The sequence below is a fragment of the Curtobacterium sp. L1-20 genome (genome assembly GCF_048755855.1).
In the GTDB taxonomy this organism is placed as follows: Bacteria; Actinomycetota; Actinomycetes; order Actinomycetales; family Microbacteriaceae; genus Curtobacterium.
This window is the reverse complement of sequence record NZ_CP151472.1, coordinates 78,756-97,752: the sequence shown is the minus strand read 5'-3', so window position 1 is coordinate 97,752 and position 18,997 is coordinate 78,756. Positions and strand designations below refer to the sequence as shown.

Below are 18,997 nucleotides of genomic sequence, written 5' to 3'. Positions count from 1 at the left end.
CGCACAGCGTCCGGAAGAGATGGGGGAGCGGTGGACGAAAGCTCAGGGAGGTTGCTCATCGCATCAGAAGTGTGACGCCCCTGGGCGCTAAACGGCAACTGTTGCCATGCAACGGCCCGATCACACGATTTCCGTGATCCGAACCAAACCAGGGTGAAGCTTGGCCTCCTCAGGGTGAACGTCGGGTTCTGACCTATCTGGAAGGACGTTCACACGCGAAACTCAGCTTTGAGTAGCCCCGAGCGGCCCCGATCAGGGGAGCTGTGTGCGCTGGGCTCGTACTGGGAGGAAAACCTGTGTCAGCACGCCAGAAAGAACTGACAGCGACGAGGTGGGGTGGTTTGCGACGTGTCGTCGCGGGCGTCGCTCTGACCGCGCTCGCCATCGGCGGCTTGTCCGCCATCAGCCTCGCTGCGCCCCGTGCAGCCGACGCTGCTCCCGGGAATCCAGGTACGCCGTCCGCACCGACCACGGTGTACACCGAGGACTTCCAGAACACCCCTGGCACCACTCCGCAACTCCTGTCCGCGTACACCGGCGCCACGGGCCAGCGGTACACCGCGAGTACCTCATGGCTGACCAACTGCAACGGCCAAGTCCTCAACTTCAACGCAACCTCAGCTGGCAACTGCGCATCTGCGAACAGCTTCGAACACGTTCGCCAACTCGCCTGGGTCCTCGGGTCGTACAACGGCGCCGCTAACCCGGCAACCAACAATGCCGTCACCGCCTACACCGAAGGCACCGTAACCAACACCGGTTCGGAGTTTGAGACGGCGACGAACATCCCGCTCGCCTCATCGGCCGGACGGTTCCTGACCTTCAGCGTCGACACTGCAGCGCAGAACTGCAACGTGTCCGCCCCGCTCTACCAGTTCTCGTTCGTCAATGAGGCTGGTACGCCGACGCCGGTCGGCGGAGTCATCAACGCGTGCACGTCGGCGCGCGTCATCACCGCCCCGGCCGTCGGCGACACGCCGGCTTTCGCCTCAAGTGTCGGGACCTACACCTCGAACGGTTCCGTTCTGCTGTCCGGATCGTCGGTGGGTATCCGCATGGTGAACACCAATCCGTCCGGCGGGGGTAACGACGCCGCGTTCGACAACATTCGGATCCTGGACGTGACTCCGCAGCTGGACAAGTCGTTCAGCCCGGCGGTCGCGGCCACGGGTGGCACGTCGACGCTGACCTTCACCGTCACGAACACCAGCGAGCTCGCCGCCAAGGCCGGCTGGTCCTTCACGGACGCTCTGCCCGCTGGGCTCACCGTCGGCTCCGGCGCGACCGGCGGCACCTGCGACGCGACGACGGCCGCAACCGCGGGTGCGACGTCGATCGCTATCACCAACGGCACTCTGAACGCTGGCCAGACCTCGTGCACGATCACGGTGCCGGTCACTTCGACCACGGCTGGTTCCTACACGAACGGTCCGGACAACATCACCTCGAGCGGGCTGAACCCGCCCGGTGACACCACCGTCACGTTCGAGAAGCCTGCCCTGTCGCTCACGAAGCGCGCGGGCACTCCGACGGACGTGAACGCGAACACGATCACCGACGCCGGTGACACGATCAAGTACACCTTCGACGTCACCAACAGCGGCGACGTCGCGGTGAACGCGCTCGCGATCAGCGACCCGAAGGCCGGCGCTGTGACCTGCCCGGTCACGACCCTCGCCCCGGGCGCATCGACCACCTGCACCGCGGACGACCCGTACACGATCACCGCAGCGGACGCGACTGCGGGATCCGCGGACAACACCGCAACTGCCACCGGCACGTCCCCGACGGGAGCCGACGTCAGCTCGAACCCGTCGTCGACCACCACCCCAGTGACCGTCGCGGCCCCTGGGCTGTCGATCGTGAAGTCGGTCGACCCGGCGAACGCTGACCGGTACACGCCGGGCCAGAAGGTCACGTACCACTTCACCGTCACCAACACCGGCAACCTGCCGATGAACGACGTGAAGGTCAACGAGGGCGAGTTCACCGGCACCGGTGACCTGTCCGCCGTGGACTGCCCGGCAACGACGCTCGCAGCTGGCGCGCAGATGGTGTGCGACGCCACCTACACGCTGACCAGCGCTGACGTCGACGCTGGCTCCGTCACGAACTCCGCGACCGCGACCGGCACCCCGCCGGGTAACAACGCGCCGCCGATCACCACGCCGCCGTCGGAGATCACCCTGCCCACGCCCCCGCAGCCGGGCGTGAGCGTGGTGAAGTCCTCGGACACGAAGTCGATCACCAAGGCCGGCCAGAAGGTGACCTATTCGTTCAAGGTCACCAACACCGGCAACGTGACCCTCCGCGACGTCACCGTCAACGAGGGCGACTTCTCCGGCACTGGCACCCTGTCCGACGTGGTCTGCCCGACCTCGACGCTGGTTGCTGGCGCTGACGAGACCTGCACGGCGACCTACACGACCACGCAGGCAGACCTCGACAAGGGCGCTGCGATCACGAACTCGGCCACCGCGGGCGGCACACCGCCCACCGGCCCCAGCGTGACGTCGGACCCGTCCAACGTCCGGGTCCCGGTCGAGCAGTCGCCGTCGATGAAGGTTGTGAAGTCCGCGTCCCCGACTGACGAGGAGTCGTACAAGGTCGGTCAGGTCGTGACGTATTCCTTCGTCGTCACCAACACCGGCAACGTGACGATCACGGACCCCACCATCGACGACTCGAAGTTCTCCGGCACCGGCCAGCTCTCGCCGATCACCTGCCCGGCAGAGTCCGCAACGATGGCACCCGCCGCCGTGGTCACTTGCACCGCGACGTACACGCTCACCCAGGCGGATGTTGACGCGGGCAAGGTCACGAACACGGCGACGGTCGGTGGGAAGACGCCGGACGGTGGCAACACGCCGCCCTCGCCGCCGTCGACTGTGACGGTGCCGAACACGCCGCACCCGGCGCTGGCGCTGGTGAAGACCTCCGACACGGCGAAGATCACCACCGTCGGTCAGGTCGTGACGTACTCGTTCAAGATCACCAACACGGGCAACGTGACCGAGAAGAACGTCACTGCGAAGGAAGGGAAGTTCACCGGCTCCGGAAAGCTCTCCGGCCCGACCTGCCCGGCGGCGGCCGCCTCCCTGGCGCCGGGTGCTTCGGTGACCTGCACGGCGACGTACCACGTCACCGCGGCGGACCTCACCAGCGGCACCCTGTCGAACACCGCCACCGCGACCGGCACCGACCCGTCGGGTGACCCGATCGGCTCGGACCCGTCAACGGCGAACGTGAAGGCAATCACTCCTCCGGTTCCTCCGGTGGCTCCCGCGCCGACTGGTCTGGCCTTCACGGGTACGGAGCTCGTCGGCCCCGGCATCGGGATCGCGATCCTGCTCCTCGCCCTTGGTGGTGGGTTGCTGATCGTCCGACGTCGCCGCCAGAACGGTGACGTGCAGGACAACGTCTAACGAGTTCAGGGTCCGGCCGGCACATGCTCGCACACACGATCCGTGCCGGTCGGACCCTGAATCACCGTCATCGGGCCTGACCCCCGGTAACGGTGCCCCTCAGGACAGGACCTGAGGCCCTGGGACTTCACCAATCCCGAACCATGCTCGGCGGGCCGCGCCTCCCTGCGGCCCGCCGATCGTGCTCCCACCACGTTCCACTCCTCGGAGACACCACATGAGCGACCCGTACAACCCGTCCCAGCAGAACCCCCCGTACGGGCAGCATGCCCCCGCCTACGGTCCGCCCACGCAGCATGTCGTGGTCGGTTACCAGCAGGGCCCGCCGAAGGGCTTGAGCGTCACGAGCATGATCCTCGGCCTGGTCTCCATCGTCGCCGGGTTCACCTTCCTCGTACCCCTCGTCGGACTCATCCTCGGCATCGTCGGACTCCGGAAGGAACCCGCCGGCCGCGGCATGGCGATCACCGGGCTCGTCCTCAACGGCCTGTTCGTCATCGGCTGGGCGCTGCTGATCCTGTTCGTCATCGGTATCGGTGCCGCGACCACCACCTCCACCTACCAGCAGTAGCCCAGCCGACCAGCAACACGAACCCGATGAGTACCACGACACCGAACCCCAGCCGCGGCTCCATCATCCGTCCCCAGGATCTTCTCCACGTGACCCGCAGCCCGGAAGAGCACGACGCCCTCCGTGCACTGCTGGCTGCAGCGAAACATGCCGAGATGACCGCGGGCGGCCAGGACCGGCGCCCGGCGCACCGGCTCACCCGGTCCCTGCTCGCCGCCGCCCGAGTGTGCGGGTTCACCCTGGACGACCTCGCGAAGATGACGGGCGTCACCGCTGACTCCGTTCGGACCCGCAGCGGCGTCCTCGATCCCGTCCCACGGTCCCGGTTCCTCGCCCTCCTCCCAGCGCACGCCCGCGAGGAGCTTCCCGCTCCGCCGGCGGCGGCCGACACCGTGGACCCCGCCGACGCCGTGGACCCTGCGGAGGATCCGGTGGAGTTACTGACCTGGTACCTCAGCGCCGTGTTCGTCTCCGCAGGCAAGGACGCGTCATGACCGGGCACAAGCTCCGCCTAGCAGCGCTCAGCGCCCGCACCCGGAAGATGCTCCGCCACACCGCCGAGCCCGTCGAACGCGCGTTGGCGATGGTGATCGTTGCCCGCGCCATCGCCGACCACGCCGCTACCACCGCCGCCGGAACCCGTGACGGAGACCCTGCCGAGCTCGCGAGCGCGGAACGGGTCCTCACCGCCGCTCTCGAGCACCTCCACCGCGTCCGCCACGGCAGTTACCACCAGGACACTGCAGTCCGCGACTAGCCGCCGGGCGACGCGTCGCTAAGCCCGGCCGTCTCGCTCGACGATCGGCTACCGGACGCTGGGGAGGGTGTCATCTGGCGTCTGACGAGTCGTATCCGTTTAACTCCACCGGCTGCTCTGGCCGGTGTCCTGTGCCGGTGTTAGCGTGCCGGTCATGGTGACGTTGTCGAGGGGCCGGAGTCCGTTGCCGGAGGGGCTCGAGCGGAGGACGGCGGAATTCGTTCCGGACGCGATCGGACGCGTGGCGCGGGTGCATGCTGCTAAGGGCGACGAGGTCTTCCGGGATCGGTTCGAACTCGGGGAGGATGCGTCTGTTGCCGCGGTCGTCGACGCCGTCGTGCGCGCCCGAGCCGACCTCGAGCACCAGGAGGCGTTGCGCTGGTCAGCGGGCATCGCGTTGGGGAACGCGATCACTGCGACAGCGGGGGAGTGGCAGGTCGTGGATGCAAGCCGGCCCGAGGTGCTGCTGCATGGTCAGGGTGTCGACGTGGTCGGGATCGTGTCGGCGGTCTGCGCAGGTGACTTGAGGCCGGTGGAGCGGATCCAGCAGCTTCTCGATCAGCCGCAGCGTTGACGCAGAAGGGGCCGCAGGCGGATGCCTGCGGCCCCTTCTGCGTCAGGCGTGGGTCAGGTGCCGCAGGGCTGGTTGGTGTCGAAGGTGTCGTACGCGGCGGCTGAGTAGGTCGTCTTGCCCTTCACGAGCTGACCGGTGCCGACGTAGCGGTAGTTGCTGGCGTTGCCGTTCCTGCAGTTGTAGTGGTTGTCCATCGCCATGTCGCGGCCGGCGCCGGTGGTGCGGCCGGTAGCGACGGTGGAGTCCCAGATGCCGAAGTCCGGGTTGTAATGGGTCATCGTCGAGGTCATGACGCCGGCGGTGAACCCGAAGTTGCACGAGGTCAGCATGGACCCGGTGATGACGCGGTTCGTGCGGTAGATGATCACCGAGAGGTGACAACCGGATGGCAGCGCCTGCGGTGTGACTGCCTGACTGCTGGCACTACCAGTCGTGGTGGCCTTGTAGTCGGCTTGTGAGGCGCTGATGACGTCGACGCCATCTGTTTGCAGCTGCTGCACCTTGGCGATCGCGGCCGGGTCGGTGAGTCCGAACGGAGTCGCGTCGTCGGTGGCGGCGCTGGCCGGTGTGGAGAGTGTCACGGCGAATAGCACCGCGGCGGCCGCGGAGCCCGCGGCGAGAAGACCAGTCTTGCGATTCATGTGTACCCCCGTACAACATCGTGAATGGTGTTCGCATCATCCAGCGGCGCCAACTGTTAGCGCAAGGAACGATCGGGTAACGGCAGCTCCACCAGCCGATCGGCTATCGGACAGCGAAGTCTCATCAGAGGTACCCCATACGAGACGATGGAAGGCGGAGCTCTCCCTACCGAATGAGGGTCGGCTTTTTGAACCGGCGGGCTACTTCTTCCCGGAGTTGCCGTGGCGCAGCTTGGCTGCGCGTCGGGCCTTCTTCGGGTCCTTCACCAACGAGCGCTCAGCGAGCACGTCGACGACGTGCGTCACGAAGTCCCAGAAGGACTTGTTTCTGAGCACCGCGACGACAGAGCCGCCGATGGTGATGTAGCCCCCGGAAGCCAACAGCACGTCCACCCAAGGGGTATCGGTGGTCATGGTGCCTCCTTCGGGGTTGGCCATTCGGCCAGCCCGCCCAGTGGTGGGCGGGGGTCTAGAACGCCGGCAGCCGGCGCGGGCGCCCGGCGGGCGTCGCTACCCCTATGCACGGAGCAGGAGCGCTGCTGTGTGATCCGGCGTCGGGGCATGAAAAAGGCCGGTCCTGGTGGAGACCGGCCTGGTTGAGCTGCGATAAGGGCAGAGTCATCGCGAGCGAGTCCAGCCTACGGCCAGACATGAGGAAAGCCAGTCCGGTGGACTGGCTTTTGGCGCGCACTAATGACGCATGACTCAGCATAGCGCACCAATGCGACACACCGGCAACTGCGCGGATCGAGGGCCGGCGCTGTCGCGCACTGCGCCCGAGTAGGCGCGGTGCGCCGCTAGGGGAGTTGGTGCCCGGTGATCTGTTGGTACGCCACGCAGATCGCGAGGACGGCGAACGCGAGGACGCCGACGCCGTCGATTAGCGGGCCGATCGAATCGAAGAAGTCGAAGACCGCTCTGATGCCGCGTCGCCGGCGAGGTGCGACGGTGCTCGATTCTGGGTCAGTCACGTCTTCACGCATGTCGGCAGTATGCCCACTCTCCGGGCCCGTCGGAAGGCAGTGCGTACGCTCCGCGGGGTGGACGATGAGCTCGAGCGGTTGCGGTGGCTCACCGTCGACGAGATCGCGGCTGCGCGCCGGCGTGCGATCAAGCAGCTGAACCTCCTCGACCGCTCCGCGGCCGATCACGCGGTGACCGCGGCCGCGCTCGAGCGGACGATGGATCTCATCGGCCAGGTGCAGACCGACCGCCGACACGACCGCTGACCGCGTGTGTCGGAGGCCGCGGTCATTATCGGGGGCATGCCCGAACACCGGTGGGCTCCGCCGAGCCACCCCGATCCGCCCGAGGACCAGCCGCTCGGCATCGACGCCCCGCCGGCGCCGGACCGGGTGTCCGGGTATCCGGCGGTGTGGGTGCGAGTCGAGTTCACCCGGTCGGGCCCGCAGACGTGCCCCGGCTTCGTCGAGCAGGCCGACGGTGACGTCGTCTACGTGCAGCTCGTCCACATGCGGTTCGAGCACCACGTGTGGTTGCCGATGGACCGAGTCACGAGGCGGTCTCTGCGGCCGCAGAGCCGCCGCTGATGGGTGTCCGCCGGTGTGGCCGCTGGGTGCCCGAGGAAGCCGTGTCGATCCCTCAGGAGGCCCGTGGCGGGCCCGTGGGTGATGTGGCGCCGGCGGCTCCGGTGTGGGCATGGATCCGCACCTACCGGGGTGTGGACCGTCGGGTGGAAGCGAAGGCGATCGCGGCGACGAACGATGCGGTCCTGATCGAGTGGGGGAGTGGTCAGGCGGCGACTGCAGCGTGGGTGTGGCGGGCGGCTGTGAAGCACCGAACCGAGGTCCCAGTGCGTTCGTAGGAGCACCGATTGCTCAGGCCGATGACCCGGCGTAGCGTGTGGGCCACGTCCGGAGCGTTTCCCCCCAGATGACCCGGACGTCGCGGCTCGGGCAGTTCCCCCAACTGTGTTCGAGCTGCAGCCGGCCCCGGTCCTGTTTCCCCGACAGGCCGGGGCCGCTTCGCGTCCGCGGCCAGGTCTCGGCGCCGGCGAGCTCCTCGAGGGGAACAGCAGTGCGGGCCGCCGTGCCGGCGGGCTGTCCTGGTCTGAGCTGCCCCGCCTCCGGCGGACTGTTCTGACTATGAGGAACCGGCTTCGCCGGCGCTGTGCTTGCGGGCCTGGCGGCCCGTTTTTTCACCGAGAAGCCTTCGGCGGCTCGGTCGCTCGCGCTCCCTCGTAGCAGCCTCCCGGGCCGTGTCTAGCCGCTGCGCGGCCGGATCCTCCGAGATTTTCGGCACGCGGTCGCTTCGCTCCCTTATTTCGCGCCGAAATTCTCTCCCCCTCCGCCCTTCGGGTAGACACACCCCTCCCGGCCGCTAGGCGGTAAACCGCCTTCTCGGCAAAAAAACGAGGAGGGGAATGGAGAAACGAAATGACCAAGACAGCAACCCGCACCACGTCCGGACTGATCGGGCTTCGCCTGAACGTCGACGGAACGATGGAGGACGTCCGGATCACCGTCGGCCCCGACGGCTCCCACGTCGCGAGCCTGAACCAGGCGATCGGTTCCGACCTGTTCGACGTCGTCGGCCTCCCGAACGGCATCGACGTGTTCGTGGACGACGAAGGGCTGTACCGGGCCGAGCACAGCCCGGTCCTGTCCGAGACCGTGCGCCGCCTCGGCGGCTACCCGACCGGGTACCGGCTCCACGGGGCAGGTGTGTTCGTGTCCGTGGACGACGAGGGCGACACGGTGCCCCTGACCCCGGCGCAGCGCGCCCAGGTCACCACCGCATGGCTGCACGCCGTCAGCGGCAGCAACGCCTAACCCAACCGAGTAGCACCCACCGAATGAAACAGACCGGGTGCGGAATTCCCGACAGACGGTAACTGCCAGGACCCGCACCCGGTCACTACCGGAAAGCGTAGCAAGACCATGAGCATTGCAGAACACATCACCGTCACCCACCTGACGGACCAGCCCCACCCCGAGGAAGCCACCATCGAAGCGGCACCGACCGCAACTGGCGTTGACCTGGTGCAGGTGCCCGCCGCTGACGTGGTGATCGAGGACAACGTCCGCACCGCGGCCGACCTCGACCCCGCGTTCCTGGCCAGCGTGAAGCGACACGGGGTCCTCCTGCCGACCATCGGCTACCGCAACGCTGACGGGGCCGTGGTGGTCCGCGACGGCCAGATGCGCGTCCTTGCCGCCCGGGAGGCCGGAACCAGCGTGCCGGTGTTCGTCACCGAGCGCGGCGACAGCAAGGCGGCGCGGATCGCGGAGCAGTTGGTCGCGAACGAGCGCCGCACCGCCCTCACGGACGCCGACCGGCTGCAGGCGTACCGGCAGTTGGAGTTGGAGGGCCTGTCGGTCACCGCGATCGCCAAGGAGACCGGTACGAAGCGGGACACCGTGAAGGCCACCCTCACGGTGGCGAAGTCGGATGCAGCGTCCGCCGCCGTGACCAGTGGTCAGGCGACGTTCACGCAGGCGCTGATCCTGGCCGAGTTCGACGGCGACGAGGACGCCGTCGCGGCGTTGAACGAGTGCATCACCGAGGGGTACGACGATGACGAACTGACCCACTACGCGACCCAGTTGCGGCAGGACCGGGAACACCGCGCGGCCCGCGCGGCGGTCCGGGACGCGCTGATCGCGGACGGGAAGCGGGTTGTGGGGGAGGACGACGACTACGAGTCGTTGGACCGCCTCACCGACGCCGCCGATGACGTCACCGAGTACGCCGACCGCCACCCCCTCGACCCGGAGTCGCACGCCGACTGCGCGGGCGTTGCGTGGGCGGTCCGGCAGTGGGGTGAACCGGAGCCGGTGCAGGTGTGCACCACCCCGGACGCCCACCACCCCCGCTACCTCGGCTACCGCGCGACCATCCAGGTCGGCGGGACGCCGGAGACGGAGAAGTCCGACGAGGACCGCGAAGCCGAGGCCGAGGAACGCAAGGCAGCCCGCCGCGCGTTGATCGCCAACAACAAGGCGTGGGACGCCGCGGACCAGGTCCGGCGCGAGTGGATCGCGGGCCTGTTGCAGCGCAAGACCGCGCCGAAGGACGCCGCCCGGTTCCTCGCGGTCGCGCTGACCCGCTACGCCGACACCCGATACTCGTCCGGCACGGTCACTGCCCGGGGGCTGCTCGGCATCGAGACCAGCGGGTGGGAAGCCGACACGCTCTCTCAGTGGGTCGAGGAACACCCCGCCAAGGGGCTGCACCTGTCCCTCGCGGTCGTGTTCGCCGGGTTCGAGAACACCGCGAACCGTGAGTGGTGGCGCACCCCGGACCAGCACTCCCGCGGCTACCTGACCCAGTTGGCCGAGTGGGGATACCCGCTCAGCCGAGTCGAGCAGTTGGCCGCAGGCATCGAGCCCGACGACGAGCCGGACGACGCCGCGGAGGCAGACGGCGAGGACACGGCCGCCGAGTAGGTGAACCGGCGTGGGGCCGCAGCCAGCGGCCCCCACGCCCACCCGGCACCGGATCGTGCCCCATCACGGCCCGAACATGTCCCACCGGGCCGTCTCGGTGTCCGTGGGCTGCGCGTCGGCTGGCGCCACCGCACGAAGGGGCTCCGCCCCCTCGTCACTCCCCGGAGCCGCTCGACGGAGCTCGCGGCTGTCACCGCCTCCGGCGGGCCGCAGACGACGAGGACGGATCCGGTCGGTCCGCAGGGTCGCGGCCCCCGCGGTCGGTCGGATCGTCGAGCCCCTCGACGAGCCAGGCGAGCGCTTCCTGTTCGACTTCGGTCAGATGCTGATGCAGTTCACCCCGATCGTGCATGCACCCCAGGGTGCGTCCCCGCCCGTGAACCACAGCTCAGGACAGCGCTGAACGTCCAAACCCTCCGTGGGTCGGGAGACGAGCCGCCGGCCCCGTCAGGTGCCGGCGGCTCGAGGGCGGGATGTGATCTCCCCAGACCCCGTGAATCCCGCCCCCGCCGACACTCCACCACACGCGAGCGCCGGCGCTGAACGCGCGGCGCCGTCCCGAAAGTCAAGGAACGGACGACACCGCGCGAGCGGTGGACACGCACATGCCAACCGCGGCGACCGTAACCGGTCCGACGTTCATGGAGCTGGAGAAGACGCCGAGCGGGACCGGGGCATGTACTCGACTAGGTCAGATCCCGCCCAGCACCGACCACCGTACGGCCGCTACGCCGCCGATGCGGGGCGTGGCCGCGTGAGCCAGGCAAGCTGATGCTCTTCGCAGAACCGACCCGGTGCCTCGTCGCCGGTGTCGAGGTCGACCAGCTCCCACGCCTCCGGCACCGCGATGCTGCTGCAGCCGTCAACGTCGCAGCCGATGAGCTCCGCCGGCTGCACCCACCGCGGGTCCGCGACCAGCACCGCGGGACGCTCCGAGGATCCCGACGCGCCCTCGTCCTCGAGGTAGCCGCCGCCGGCGTCGTCCCGATCGAGGTGACGGTCACGCTCGAGGGGACGGTGCCGCTGCCGGGACTGGGAATCGCGGCCCGGGCCGCGTCGACGACTACGCATACCCGGATGCAACCAGCCGCCAGACCCGTGTGCTGCCGGACCCGCCGACGACTGGGCGTGTTCAGGGCTTCCGGCCGGGGGCCGGGAGTCGCTGCGCTCCCGGTGGAGCCGGCTCCGCCGGCACTGTGAGGCCCTTCGGGCCGTTGCTTTGCCGTGAAGCCTTCGGCAGCGTACGTCCGTCCGGGCTGCGCGCAACCCGCTCCGGCCGATCCGCACGCGAGAACTTCCTCCCTCCGCTGCGCTCCCCCCGGAACTTCTCGGAGCGTCTCACCCTCCGGGGTTGCACTCCGCCCTCCCGTCCTAGCGGCGACAAGTCGCCTTCACGGCAAAACAACGAGAGGGAGAGAGGAACCACATGCAGCACATCGACACGCTCACCACGTTCGTCCCGGTCGTCGGGGAGGACGACATGCAACGCCAGTTGCGAAAGCTCGGCGAACGCGACGAGGACATCCGTAGCCGTAGCCGAATGGGCTACGTGCTGACCCACACCGCGTCGATCGCGGGTCCGCAGTTCACGACGTTCGTCGACACGTTCACCCGCACCGACGACGAGGAGTGACGAAGAGGCGGCCGGGACCAACTCGAATTTGGTCCCGGCCGCCTGATCCACCCTCCACAGCCAGCCCCGAAAGGACCGACCACCCATGACTACCACTCACACCGCCACCACTGCCCCTGTCGATGAGGCGGCGGCGGAGCCGGTGCTGGCGCAGGTGCAGCAACTCCTCACCGAGCACCCGGACCTCGCCCTCCGCGTCCGGGACCGGGTCACGACCCTGGTCCGGAACACCGTGTACCCGGCCCTGGTGGTCGAGGAGATCACCGACGACGGGGAGACCTACGACGGGATGCGGTGCCCCTGGTGCGGGACCGACGTCGCGAACGCGGACGAGCTGGTCGCGCTCGACGAGAACGACCGCGTCACGACCTTCACCGGAGACGACTTCGACTGGGAACGCCACAGCGTCACCACCACCTACGACGGTTCCGGCCAGTTCGACGGCCTCGCCTACGTGCACATCGAGTGCTACCGGCCCGTGTCCCTGCCCGACGGGTGGACCGAGCACTAACCCCCGCAGACGCGGCGCGGCGGGGACCGTATTCGGCCCCCGCCGCGATCTCCAACACACGTCCAGCCCTCGAAAGGACCGACCCACCATGACTACCACCATCATCCCCACCAAGACCGTCGCGGCCCTGCTCCGCAAGGAGCTGCGTGCGGCGTTCCCGGGCGTGAAGTTCTCCGTTCGATGCTCCACCGGCACCGCGTCGGCGTGGATCGACGTCAGCCACGTCGACGGCCCCACCATCGCGCAGGTCGACGCGATCGCCAGCCGGTTCGAGGGGCGCTCGTTCAACGGGCAGACCGACAGCTACGACGACAACGGCACCACCCTCGTCGCCGGCGACGGCGACGAGCTCCCGACCGAAGTCCGGTACTCCTGCGACGGGATCCTCACCACCCGGGCCTACAGCCCAGCCGGCCACCTCGCCGCCCAACGCATCGTCCAGGAGCGCAGCAACATGCCGCACCTGGTCCTCTGCGACGACGACGGCGACCTCACCGCCGACCGCGACCTCACCGGCGGCCACGGCGAGGACTTCAACGACGGCGACCGTGCCTGGCAGTACCCGACCCTCTCCGCCTGGGAAGCGGTCCGGTTCCTGCTCCAGCACGTCGACCTCACCCCGACGCCCGCGCACCAGTAGCCGGACGGGCCGCGCCGCCGATAGCGGCGGCGGCGCGGCCCCCAACCCGCGGCCGTCAGACCAGAGGCCGCCCACGAACTCTAGAGAGGAACCCCTCGTGCACATCACCTACGAACGCCCCGACACGCTCGGCGACGAGCAGACCGACCCCAACGCACCCGCCGCGGACATGGCACCCGGCGCCGACGTCGACCCGCGCGTGCACGTGTGTGGGGCGACGACGCACGACGTCGACGGCACCCGGTGGACCTGCACCCGTCGCCCGGGACACGACGACGACGAACACCGCGCCGTGTTCGACCGGTACCACGGCGGCCCGGTGGGACATGTCGCGTTCGCCTGGCAATACGAATGGGGCGGAGCCGGGCACGGCCCGTCCTTCACGGAACCGATGACAACCGTCACCGTCACCGTTCGTTTTCCGCAATCGGCGTGGACGAACGAGCAGCTGCCCGAGCACATCGCGGACGAAGTCCGGTCCGTGTTCTGGGAGTGCGACCACGACGACATCGACGTCACCACCACGGCCACCAGCACCGTTTAGGGACCTATCGCCGGTTTAGGTGATCCAGATAAAGCCGCCGACCGCGGGCGGCTGAGGGGCGTGGCCGGCCTTTGGCCGCCCGTGGAGGCGGCCCGCCCCCACACCCCTGGCGCGCCGGCAAGCCGTCGCAATGGAGCCGGCGACGGAACGCCGGCCCTGCCGGGCCTGCGGCCCCGTTTATTTGCCGTGAAGCCTTCGGCAGCATACGGACGTCCGGGCTCCGCGCAACTGGCTTTCGCGGCATATCCTCCCTCATTCCGCTTCGCTCCATTCAGTCCGGTATTCCACGACCAGTTGCACTCCACCCTCCCGTCCTAGCGGCGACAAGTCGCCTTCACGGCAAAAAAACGAGAGGGAGGAAAAGACATGAACGACGATGACGCTTTCGAGGACAACACCCGCACCAGTGGGTCCTGCGACTGCACCGAGCGCTACACGCTCGGCGCCGTGCAGAACAGCCCGCGCGAGGTGTGCACCGCCGCCCGCTACGAGATCGCCTGACCAGGAGAGGGGAAACCATGATGCGCACCCGCAGCACCGCGACCGAGCTGGAGGCCACCCGCGCGGCCATCCACAGCGCCGCCGCCGCCCATCACCCGGAGGACGCTGCCCGCGGCCGGCAGGCCGTCGAGGATCACCCCGACCAGCTCAACCACAGCCGCGCGGTCGCGGAACAGCGCATCCGTGACCGTCAGGAGCGGATCGCACTGGACGACGCGGACATCGACGCCCGCATCCAGCACCGCCGCGAAGGGCACACGGGACCCGAGGAGTGGACCTACGAACTCATGCACCGCGCGGCGCAGACGGGCCGGGAGGTCGCGTACTGGGAAGGGGTCCGCGACGCAGCCCGCCGGTAGACGAAACGGAGGGGCCGCTGCGCGGCTGGCAGGGACGACAGTGTTGCAGAATGCGCAGCCCGCTATTCCTATCGACTCACGGGAATGACGAAACGCGTCCAATGCGCCAGGGGATTACCAGCCCTCCCGCTGTCCGCAATGCCCCAGCCGCACTTGCGTAAACGTCATGCCCTGGTGCCAGAGCAATGCAGAACAATGCGTGCCAACAGGTGTGCCGCCCGGCACAAAAAGGGCGAAGAAAAAGCAGGAAAAGGGTACCGAAATAGGTGCTAACAGCGTAGAATAGAAGCATGCAACGGGGGAGGGTCCCCACTGCATCACAATCTTTGGAAGGTGATTTCGATGAGCATCACGGTTTACAGCAAGTCCGGTTTCTGCGGGATGTGCAAGGCCACCGAGCGCGGTCTCGTATCCGCCGGCATCGAGTACACCGAGCTGCACCTCGACGACGTCGACCAGGCGCAGATCGAGGAGTGGAAGACCACCCTCGGGACGAATGCTCCCATCGTCGTCACCGACACTGAGACCGGTTCCTGGAGCGGCTTCCGCCCGGACAGGATCGACCAGCTCAAGACCACCCTCGAGACGGGGAAGGCCGCGTGATGGCGATGACGCTCGAGCGTCCGACCACCGTCCGTCCCGACGTCGTCCAGCTGGCCACCCGCGCCGCCGTCGACGACCTCTACGCCGGCGACACCGTGGCCGCGTTCCGCGCGATCGACGCCGCGACCACCGACCCCACCGAGACCGTCCGCGAGTGGGGCCTGACGCCGGAGCAGCGTCAGGTCTACGAGGCCGGCTACATGGTCGGGTTCCAGATGGCCGCCCCGGAGCTCATGGCCGAGGTCCTCGAACTGCGGGCCCGCCTCGAGCAGGCCGAGCACGACGCCGACCGGTACTACGCCGAGATGAGCCGCCGGCCCGCCCCCGCCGAACCGACCGCATCCCTGCAGACATTCGCGGAGCTCTCCCGGACCCGCGGCGAGCACGACCGTGCCGCCCGTCACGAAGCGGCGATGGACCGCATGTTCCCCCAGTACGCCAGCGCGTAACCGCCGGCACTCCGGCGTGTGTCGCCGGCCACAGCAAGGATGAAGGAACCCGAACTGTTGAGAGGACTTGTGTCATGACCGTCATCGGATGGGTGCTCGCCGTGCCGGCGATCATCGCCCTCGTTGCCGGCGGGGGACTGCTGGCACTGTCCGGGCGGGGTGACCTCCCGTTCGAGGTTCCACGCCCCGCAGGGATCACCGTCCTCGGTGTCGCCGCCGCGCTGCTGTTGGTGCTCCTGATCGGGAGGCTCGCATCGTGAGCGTCATTGACGGCCCCGCGACGTGGGCGATGTGGGCGATGTGGGGGACGATCCTGTCCTGCGCCGGCCTTGTGCTCGGTGTCGGCACCCTCGTGTACGCGATCGTGCTCGCCGCCCTCGGGTTCCGTGACCGCCGTCGGGACAACCTGCGCAGCGCTGACGATCGGCTCCGCGGTGCGAGCGTCGCGGCCGCGATGGGGGGCGGCCTACTCGCCGCCGTCGGTCTCCTCAACGGCATCCCGACGATCCTCCGAGCCGCGCTGTCGATCGATTCCGAGACAGCCGGCGCGATCAACGCGAGCATCACCGCGGTGTCGCTGGCCGTCATCGCCGTGTGCTCGGTACTCATCGTCCGACGCAACCGCACCTAGGTCCACACTGCGCTACGACCGCCCGGTTGGTAGAATTTGACTCGAACAGGGGAGTCCCGATGAGCATCAAGACCGAGCACGACTCGAAGCGAACGATCGACGTTGAGCGGGAGATGGCGCTGATCGAGAAGGGGCAGCAGCTGGCCGGGCACTTCCCGAACGAGGAAGCGCTGGGCCGTGCCCGTCGCATCCTCGAGGGAACGTTGTCCCCGGAGGACGCGCGAGCGGAGCTCGCGGCGAAGCACGGGTTTCCGCTCCGCCAGCGCTGAGCGTCGACGTCCTGCGGGGGAGCGGATGAGCGTCGACGACAAGTACACCTACCCGGGCAGTGGCGGGGTGCTGGTGAACGCAGCCGGCTACCGGACGCACGAGCAGCTCGACGAGGCGATGAACGAGTTCGCGTCGGTCACGATGGCCGAGGTTCGCGCCGAGCCGGTCCCAAGCCGTCCCGACTACGAGTACCTGCAGCGCATCCACGATCGAATGTTCGGCGACCTCGTGCCCGGGATCGCGGGTCAGATCCGTGACGTCGACGTGCAGGCCACGGGGACGGGTATCCCGTACTGCCGACCGGAGTACATCGACGCGAACCTGTCGACGTTGTTCGGCAAGCTCGAGCGGGAGGACTACCTCACGGGCCTCGACGCGGACACGTTCGCCGACCGCCTCGCTGACCGGTGGGGGGAGCTTTCAGCGATCCATCCCTTCCGTGACGGGAACACGAGATCCCAGAGCGCCTACGTGGGCGCGGTTGCGGAACGCGCTGGACATCCGATCGCCTGGGAGCGTGTCGACGTCGACGAGCTCCGCACCGTGCGCCTGCACGCTATTGCCGGGAACGACCGGCCGCTCGCCGACTACCTCCGTGCGCACCTGGTCGAGCGTGACGAGGGCCGTGACGAGCGCGGCTTTGACGCGTTCGAGCGGCGTGACCGAGACATGATGCGTTCCGCTGGCCTTGATCCGGACGCGGGGCTGCCGAAGCATCCTGGGGCCGGCGCGTCGATGACGGAGCAGTGGCCAACGATGCCCGAGCAGTTCCGCGGCCACGACGGCATCGAGCGGTGAGCGGTCGTACCCGGGTACCCGCCGATGAACGGTTCTGGTCGCACGTCGTGAAGGGGCCGGCGACGTCGGATTGTTGGATCTGGACCGGCGCGATCGGTGACGATGGCTACGGCCGGTTCTGGCTTCCCCAGCCGGACGGCGGGCAACGAGCCATGCGCCCACCGCGCTGGTTCTACGAACACCTGACAGGTATGCCGTTGCCTCCGTCGACGTTGCTGCTGCACGCGTGCGACGTGCCCTTGTGCGTGCACGTCGACGTCGACCCGGCCGCATCCCACCTGGCACCAGGAACACACCGCGGGAACATGCTCGAGCGGGTGCAGCGCGGCCGGCACCGGAACGCGTCGACCGCGCTCCGCACGATCAGCTTCCCCCGCTCGGAACGGGTGCGACTCTCCCGCGAACTCCGGGAAGCGTTCCGCGACCGCGGGTGGGACGGAGCCGCGGTCCGCGCCTGTAGGACCGGCATCGCCGCGGGGACACCGACGCTGTTCTAGCGGGCAATGTCGGAAGCCCGGCGTACGGTCGCCGGCAACCACCGAGGGGACAGGATCATGACCAACTACGCACCACCACAGTGGGTAGAAGCCCACGAGGTGACCGGCCCCAAGCGCGGCACGAAGATGACGCGATGGGGCGTGTTCCTCGGCATCGTGTCGATGGTCGCCGGGCTCCTGATCGTGATCCCGATCCTGGCGCTCGTGTTCTGCATCGTCGGACTCTGCCGCGGGACCGACATCCCCGGACGCGCTGTCGTCGGCATCGTCTGCGCCTGGTCCGGCCTGACGTTCTGGGGCGGCTTCATTGCCATCTGCATCTGGTCGATGCACGTCAACCTCGCCTAACGGCCACAGCACACACCAGAGCCCCCGACCACGCATTGTGGTCGGGGGCTCTGTCATGCGTCGAGGGAGTCCGTCCGCTACGCCGCGTACGACTCCTGGTCGTCGCCTGAGGTGGTGTCCTCCGCGTCCCCGGACGGAGCATCCCCGGCGCCGGCGACGCCGTCCATATCGCGCGCCTGCGTGTTCGCGGATGCCTTCGGCTTGGAGCGCTTGACCTCACGCACGGGGATGCCGAGCCGTTCGGCGACCTCGTCGCGGGTGACCTTGGTGTCGAGCATCCGACCGATGATCTCCCGCGCACGTTCTTCCGCTTCCGCGATCGCGGCGGCGGCCTCGTCGCGGATCTGCTGGATGCGCTCTTCCGCATCCTGGTTAATCCCGTCGACGGCGTCCGCGGCGACGAAGTATTCGGCGGCGAGCTCTTCCAACTGGCCCTGCCGGCGGCGGAACTCCGCCGCCCGCTCCACGGCCCGCTCACGCGCTGCCTTGCGCGCCGCTGCTTGCTTCCCTGACGTTCGAACCTGAGCCATCTGATTCCCCAATCCCTAACGGCCACCGCCCGCCCGGTCCGGGCGGCCCCTGCCTGCCGGCGGTACCATGCGGCGCTCCTGTTGTCGCACAGCCTACCGCGCGCCAGCGGCGCGGCCGGTGACAGTTCTCGACCCGGATGCTGGCGGCCCGACGCTCCTCGTTCCTCGTCGCTGGCCGCCGCTCCCGGTCTCCATCTGTTTACCGCGCTCGGAACTTCCGCCACTCCGCTTCGCTCCGGGCTCCATGTTCCTCCCGGCCTCGCCTCCCTCCCTCCAACCTGCGCTCGTTCCTCGCTCCGGCCTCCG

At 68.5% G+C, this 18,997-nt stretch carries 28 protein-coding genes; 23 read left to right on the top strand and 5 right to left on the bottom strand.

Annotation, left to right across the window (positions count from 1 at the left end):
* Window positions 1-296 precede the first annotated feature (296 nt).
* The 5 genes from AAEP86_RS00520 to AAEP86_RS00500 all read left to right on the top strand — a co-directional run bounded on the left by AAEP86_RS00520 (window position 297) and on the right by AAEP86_RS00500 (window position 5,327).
* Window positions 297-3,425: a DUF7507 domain-containing protein gene (locus AAEP86_RS00520; RefSeq protein ID WP_420367184.1), complete on the top strand. Its 3,129-nt coding sequence runs from the start codon at window positions 297-299 to the stop codon at window positions 3,423-3,425.
* 217 nt (window positions 3,426-3,642) lie between these two features.
* Complete coding sequence (locus tag AAEP86_RS00515) at window positions 3,643-3,996, top strand: DUF4190 domain-containing protein (RefSeq protein WP_420367183.1); 354 nt, start codon at window positions 3,643-3,645, stop codon at window positions 3,994-3,996.
* A gap of 89 nt (window positions 3,997-4,085) precedes the next feature.
* Window positions 4,086-4,490, top strand: coding sequence for a hypothetical protein (locus AAEP86_RS00510; RefSeq protein WP_420367182.1), 405 nt, complete (start codon window positions 4,086-4,088; stop codon window positions 4,488-4,490).
* Window positions 4,487-4,753, top strand: a complete 267-nt coding sequence (locus AAEP86_RS00505; protein ID WP_420367181.1) for a hypothetical protein — start codon at window positions 4,487-4,489, stop codon at window positions 4,751-4,753. The genes AAEP86_RS00510 and AAEP86_RS00505 overlap by 4 nt, the downstream gene beginning before the upstream one ends.
* 154 nt (window positions 4,754-4,907) lie before the next feature.
* On the top strand, window positions 4,908-5,327 hold the full coding sequence (locus tag AAEP86_RS00500; RefSeq protein WP_420367180.1) for a hypothetical protein: 420 nt from the start codon (window positions 4,908-4,910) through the stop codon (window positions 5,325-5,327).
* Window positions 5,328-5,380: 53 nt separating this feature from the next.
* Here the strand turns inward: AAEP86_RS00500 and AAEP86_RS00495 are convergent, their stop codons facing one another.
* The 3 genes from AAEP86_RS00495 to AAEP86_RS00485 form a co-directional block, all read right to left on the bottom strand.
* Complete coding sequence (locus AAEP86_RS00495) at window positions 5,381-5,968, bottom strand: hypothetical protein (protein WP_420367179.1); 588 nt, start codon at window positions 5,966-5,968, stop codon at window positions 5,381-5,383.
* 201 nt (window positions 5,969-6,169) lie between these two features.
* Entirely contained in the window at window positions 6,170-6,382 is a 213-nt protein-coding gene (locus AAEP86_RS00490) for a hypothetical protein (protein ID WP_420367178.1), read from the bottom strand.
* A gap of 383 nt (window positions 6,383-6,765) precedes the next feature.
* Complete coding sequence (locus AAEP86_RS00485) at window positions 6,766-6,939, bottom strand: hypothetical protein (protein ID WP_420367177.1); 174 nt, start codon at window positions 6,937-6,939, stop codon at window positions 6,766-6,768.
* A 69-nt stretch (window positions 6,940-7,008) separates the two neighbouring features.
* Here AAEP86_RS00485 and AAEP86_RS00480 point away from each other — a divergent pair, with 69 nt between their 5' ends.
* The 4 genes from AAEP86_RS00480 (at window position 7,009) to AAEP86_RS00465 (ending at window position 10,377) form a co-directional block, all read left to right on the top strand.
* The gene (locus AAEP86_RS00480) at window positions 7,009-7,197 is read left to right on the top strand and encodes a hypothetical protein (RefSeq protein WP_420367176.1); all 189 of its coding nucleotides are present in this window, start codon (window positions 7,009-7,011) and stop codon (window positions 7,195-7,197) included.
* A gap of 36 nt (window positions 7,198-7,233) precedes the next feature.
* The gene (locus AAEP86_RS00475; RefSeq protein WP_420367175.1) at window positions 7,234-7,518 is read left to right on the top strand and encodes a hypothetical protein; all 285 of its coding nucleotides are present in this window, start codon (window positions 7,234-7,236) and stop codon (window positions 7,516-7,518) included.
* 846 nt (window positions 7,519-8,364) lie between these two features.
* A complete protein-coding gene (locus tag AAEP86_RS00470; protein WP_420367174.1) occupies window positions 8,365-8,760 on the top strand; it encodes a DUF3846 domain-containing protein in 396 nt (131 codons plus the stop codon).
* Between the two features lie 108 nt (window positions 8,761-8,868).
* Window positions 8,869-10,377 carry a ParB/RepB/Spo0J family partition protein gene (locus AAEP86_RS00465; protein ID WP_420367173.1) on the top strand — a complete coding sequence of 503 codons (1,509 nt, stop codon included), beginning with the start codon at window positions 8,869-8,871 and terminating at the stop codon, window positions 10,375-10,377.
* A gap of 726 nt (window positions 10,378-11,103) precedes the next feature.
* Here the strand turns inward: AAEP86_RS00465 and AAEP86_RS00460 are convergent.
* A complete protein-coding gene (locus tag AAEP86_RS00460) occupies window positions 11,104-11,448 on the bottom strand; it encodes a hypothetical protein (protein WP_420367172.1) in 345 nt (114 codons plus the stop codon).
* A 355-nt stretch (window positions 11,449-11,803) separates the two neighbouring features.
* On the opposite strand from AAEP86_RS00460, the gene AAEP86_RS00455 reads away from it, so the two are divergent.
* From AAEP86_RS00455 to AAEP86_RS00390, 14 genes are all read left to right on the top strand, one after another.
* Window positions 11,804-12,010 (top strand): hypothetical protein, encoded by a 207-nt coding sequence (locus AAEP86_RS00455; RefSeq protein WP_420367171.1) that lies wholly within the window; start codon window positions 11,804-11,806, stop codon window positions 12,008-12,010.
* Between the two features lie 85 nt (window positions 12,011-12,095).
* Window positions 12,096-12,521 (top strand): hypothetical protein, encoded by a 426-nt coding sequence (locus tag AAEP86_RS00450; protein WP_420367170.1) that lies wholly within the window; start codon window positions 12,096-12,098, stop codon window positions 12,519-12,521.
* A gap of 88 nt (window positions 12,522-12,609) precedes the next feature.
* On the top strand, window positions 12,610-13,161 hold the full coding sequence (locus AAEP86_RS00445; RefSeq protein WP_420367169.1) for an LPD29 domain-containing protein: 552 nt from the start codon (window positions 12,610-12,612) through the stop codon (window positions 13,159-13,161).
* 97 nt (window positions 13,162-13,258) lie between these two features.
* Window positions 13,259-13,705, top strand: a complete 447-nt coding sequence (locus tag AAEP86_RS00440; RefSeq protein ID WP_420367168.1) for a hypothetical protein — start codon at window positions 13,259-13,261, stop codon at window positions 13,703-13,705.
* A 366-nt stretch (window positions 13,706-14,071) separates the two neighbouring features.
* Window positions 14,072-14,206 (top strand): hypothetical protein, encoded by a 135-nt coding sequence (locus tag AAEP86_RS00435; protein ID WP_420367167.1) that lies wholly within the window; start codon window positions 14,072-14,074, stop codon window positions 14,204-14,206.
* Window positions 14,207-14,223: 17 nt separating this feature from the next.
* Complete coding sequence (locus tag AAEP86_RS00430; protein WP_420367093.1) at window positions 14,224-14,565, top strand: hypothetical protein; 342 nt, start codon at window positions 14,224-14,226, stop codon at window positions 14,563-14,565.
* A 342-nt stretch (window positions 14,566-14,907) separates the two neighbouring features.
* Window positions 14,908-15,168 (top strand): glutaredoxin domain-containing protein, encoded by a 261-nt coding sequence (locus AAEP86_RS00425; RefSeq protein ID WP_420367166.1) that lies wholly within the window; start codon window positions 14,908-14,910, stop codon window positions 15,166-15,168.
* Window positions 15,168-15,617 carry a hypothetical protein gene (locus AAEP86_RS00420; RefSeq protein ID WP_420367165.1) on the top strand — a complete coding sequence of 150 codons (450 nt, stop codon included), beginning with the start codon at window positions 15,168-15,170 and terminating at the stop codon, window positions 15,615-15,617. Before AAEP86_RS00425 ends, AAEP86_RS00420 begins: the two co-directional genes overlap by 1 nt.
* 74 nt (window positions 15,618-15,691) lie before the next feature.
* On the top strand, window positions 15,692-15,877 hold the full coding sequence (locus tag AAEP86_RS00415) for a hypothetical protein (protein ID WP_420367164.1): 186 nt from the start codon (window positions 15,692-15,694) through the stop codon (window positions 15,875-15,877).
* Entirely contained in the window at window positions 15,874-16,248 is a 375-nt protein-coding gene (locus tag AAEP86_RS00410) for a hypothetical protein (protein WP_420367163.1), read from the top strand. Before AAEP86_RS00415 ends, AAEP86_RS00410 begins: the two co-directional genes overlap by 4 nt.
* Before the next feature lie 59 nt (window positions 16,249-16,307).
* On the top strand, window positions 16,308-16,517 hold the full coding sequence (locus AAEP86_RS00405; RefSeq protein WP_420367162.1) for a hypothetical protein: 210 nt from the start codon (window positions 16,308-16,310) through the stop codon (window positions 16,515-16,517).
* Window positions 16,518-16,542: 25 nt separating this feature from the next.
* Window positions 16,543-17,316, top strand: coding sequence for a Fic/DOC family protein (locus tag AAEP86_RS00400; RefSeq protein WP_420367161.1), 774 nt, complete (start codon window positions 16,543-16,545; stop codon window positions 17,314-17,316).
* A gap of 191 nt (window positions 17,317-17,507) precedes the next feature.
* Entirely contained in the window at window positions 17,508-17,813 is a 306-nt protein-coding gene (locus AAEP86_RS00395; protein WP_420367160.1) for a hypothetical protein, read from the top strand.
* Window positions 17,814-17,870: 57 nt separating this feature from the next.
* Entirely contained in the window at window positions 17,871-18,161 is a 291-nt protein-coding gene (locus tag AAEP86_RS00390; protein WP_420367159.1) for a hypothetical protein, read from the top strand.
* A 77-nt stretch (window positions 18,162-18,238) separates the two neighbouring features.
* Here AAEP86_RS00390 and AAEP86_RS00385 read toward each other — a convergent pair whose 3' ends face one another.
* Window positions 18,239-18,691: a hypothetical protein gene (locus AAEP86_RS00385; protein ID WP_420367158.1), complete on the bottom strand. Its 453-nt coding sequence runs from the start codon at window positions 18,689-18,691 to the stop codon at window positions 18,239-18,241.
* Window positions 18,692-18,997: the final 306 nt, after the last annotated feature.

What these genes read in the sequence shown, in the direction of transcription:
- AAEP86_RS00425 (WP_420367166.1), top strand. Translation starts at nt 14,908, where the DNA reads ATGAGCATCACGGTTTACAGCAAGTCCGGTTTCTGCGGGATGTGCAAG.
- AAEP86_RS00475 (WP_420367175.1), top strand. Translation starts at nt 7,234, where the DNA reads ATGCCCGAACACCGGTGGGCTCCGCCGAGCCACCCCGATCCGCCCGAG.
- AAEP86_RS00430 (WP_420367093.1), top strand. Translation starts at nt 14,224, where the DNA reads ATGATGCGCACCCGCAGCACCGCGACCGAGCTGGAGGCCACCCGCGCG.
- AAEP86_RS00505 (WP_420367181.1), top strand. Translation starts at nt 4,487, where the DNA reads ATGACCGGGCACAAGCTCCGCCTAGCAGCGCTCAGCGCCCGCACCCGG.
- AAEP86_RS00405 (WP_420367162.1), top strand. Translation starts at nt 16,308, where the DNA reads ATGAGCATCAAGACCGAGCACGACTCGAAGCGAACGATCGACGTTGAG.
- AAEP86_RS00470 (WP_420367174.1), top strand. Translation starts at nt 8,365, where the DNA reads ATGACCAAGACAGCAACCCGCACCACGTCCGGACTGATCGGGCTTCGC.
- AAEP86_RS00495 (WP_420367179.1), bottom strand. Translation starts at nt 5,968, where the DNA reads ATGAATCGCAAGACTGGTCTTCTCGCCGCGGGCTCCGCGGCCGCCGCG.
- AAEP86_RS00460 (WP_420367172.1), bottom strand. Translation starts at nt 11,448, where the DNA reads ATGCGTAGTCGTCGACGCGGCCCGGGCCGCGATTCCCAGTCCCGGCAG.
- AAEP86_RS00445 (WP_420367169.1), top strand. Translation starts at nt 12,610, where the DNA reads ATGACTACCACCATCATCCCCACCAAGACCGTCGCGGCCCTGCTCCGC.
- AAEP86_RS00455 (WP_420367171.1), top strand. Translation starts at nt 11,804, where the DNA reads ATGCAGCACATCGACACGCTCACCACGTTCGTCCCGGTCGTCGGGGAG.
- AAEP86_RS00415 (WP_420367164.1), top strand. Translation starts at nt 15,692, where the DNA reads ATGACCGTCATCGGATGGGTGCTCGCCGTGCCGGCGATCATCGCCCTC.
- AAEP86_RS00515 (WP_420367183.1), top strand. Translation starts at nt 3,643, where the DNA reads ATGAGCGACCCGTACAACCCGTCCCAGCAGAACCCCCCGTACGGGCAG.
- AAEP86_RS00385 (WP_420367158.1), bottom strand. Translation starts at nt 18,691, where the DNA reads ATGGCTCAGGTTCGAACGTCAGGGAAGCAAGCAGCGGCGCGCAAGGCA.
- AAEP86_RS00500 (WP_420367180.1), top strand. Translation starts at nt 4,908, where the DNA reads ATGGTGACGTTGTCGAGGGGCCGGAGTCCGTTGCCGGAGGGGCTCGAG.
- AAEP86_RS00490 (WP_420367178.1), bottom strand. Translation starts at nt 6,382, where the DNA reads ATGACCACCGATACCCCTTGGGTGGACGTGCTGTTGGCTTCCGGGGGC.
- AAEP86_RS00435 (WP_420367167.1), top strand. Translation starts at nt 14,072, where the DNA reads ATGAACGACGATGACGCTTTCGAGGACAACACCCGCACCAGTGGGTCC.
- AAEP86_RS00450 (WP_420367170.1), top strand. Translation starts at nt 12,096, where the DNA reads ATGACTACCACTCACACCGCCACCACTGCCCCTGTCGATGAGGCGGCG.
- AAEP86_RS00395 (WP_420367160.1), top strand. Translation starts at nt 17,508, where the DNA reads ATGCCGTTGCCTCCGTCGACGTTGCTGCTGCACGCGTGCGACGTGCCC.
- AAEP86_RS00420 (WP_420367165.1), top strand. Translation starts at nt 15,168, where the DNA reads ATGGCGATGACGCTCGAGCGTCCGACCACCGTCCGTCCCGACGTCGTC.
- AAEP86_RS00465 (WP_420367173.1), top strand. Translation starts at nt 8,869, where the DNA reads ATGAGCATTGCAGAACACATCACCGTCACCCACCTGACGGACCAGCCC.
- AAEP86_RS00390 (WP_420367159.1), top strand. Translation starts at nt 17,871, where the DNA reads ATGACCAACTACGCACCACCACAGTGGGTAGAAGCCCACGAGGTGACC.
- AAEP86_RS00400 (WP_420367161.1), top strand. Translation starts at nt 16,543, where the DNA reads ATGAGCGTCGACGACAAGTACACCTACCCGGGCAGTGGCGGGGTGCTG.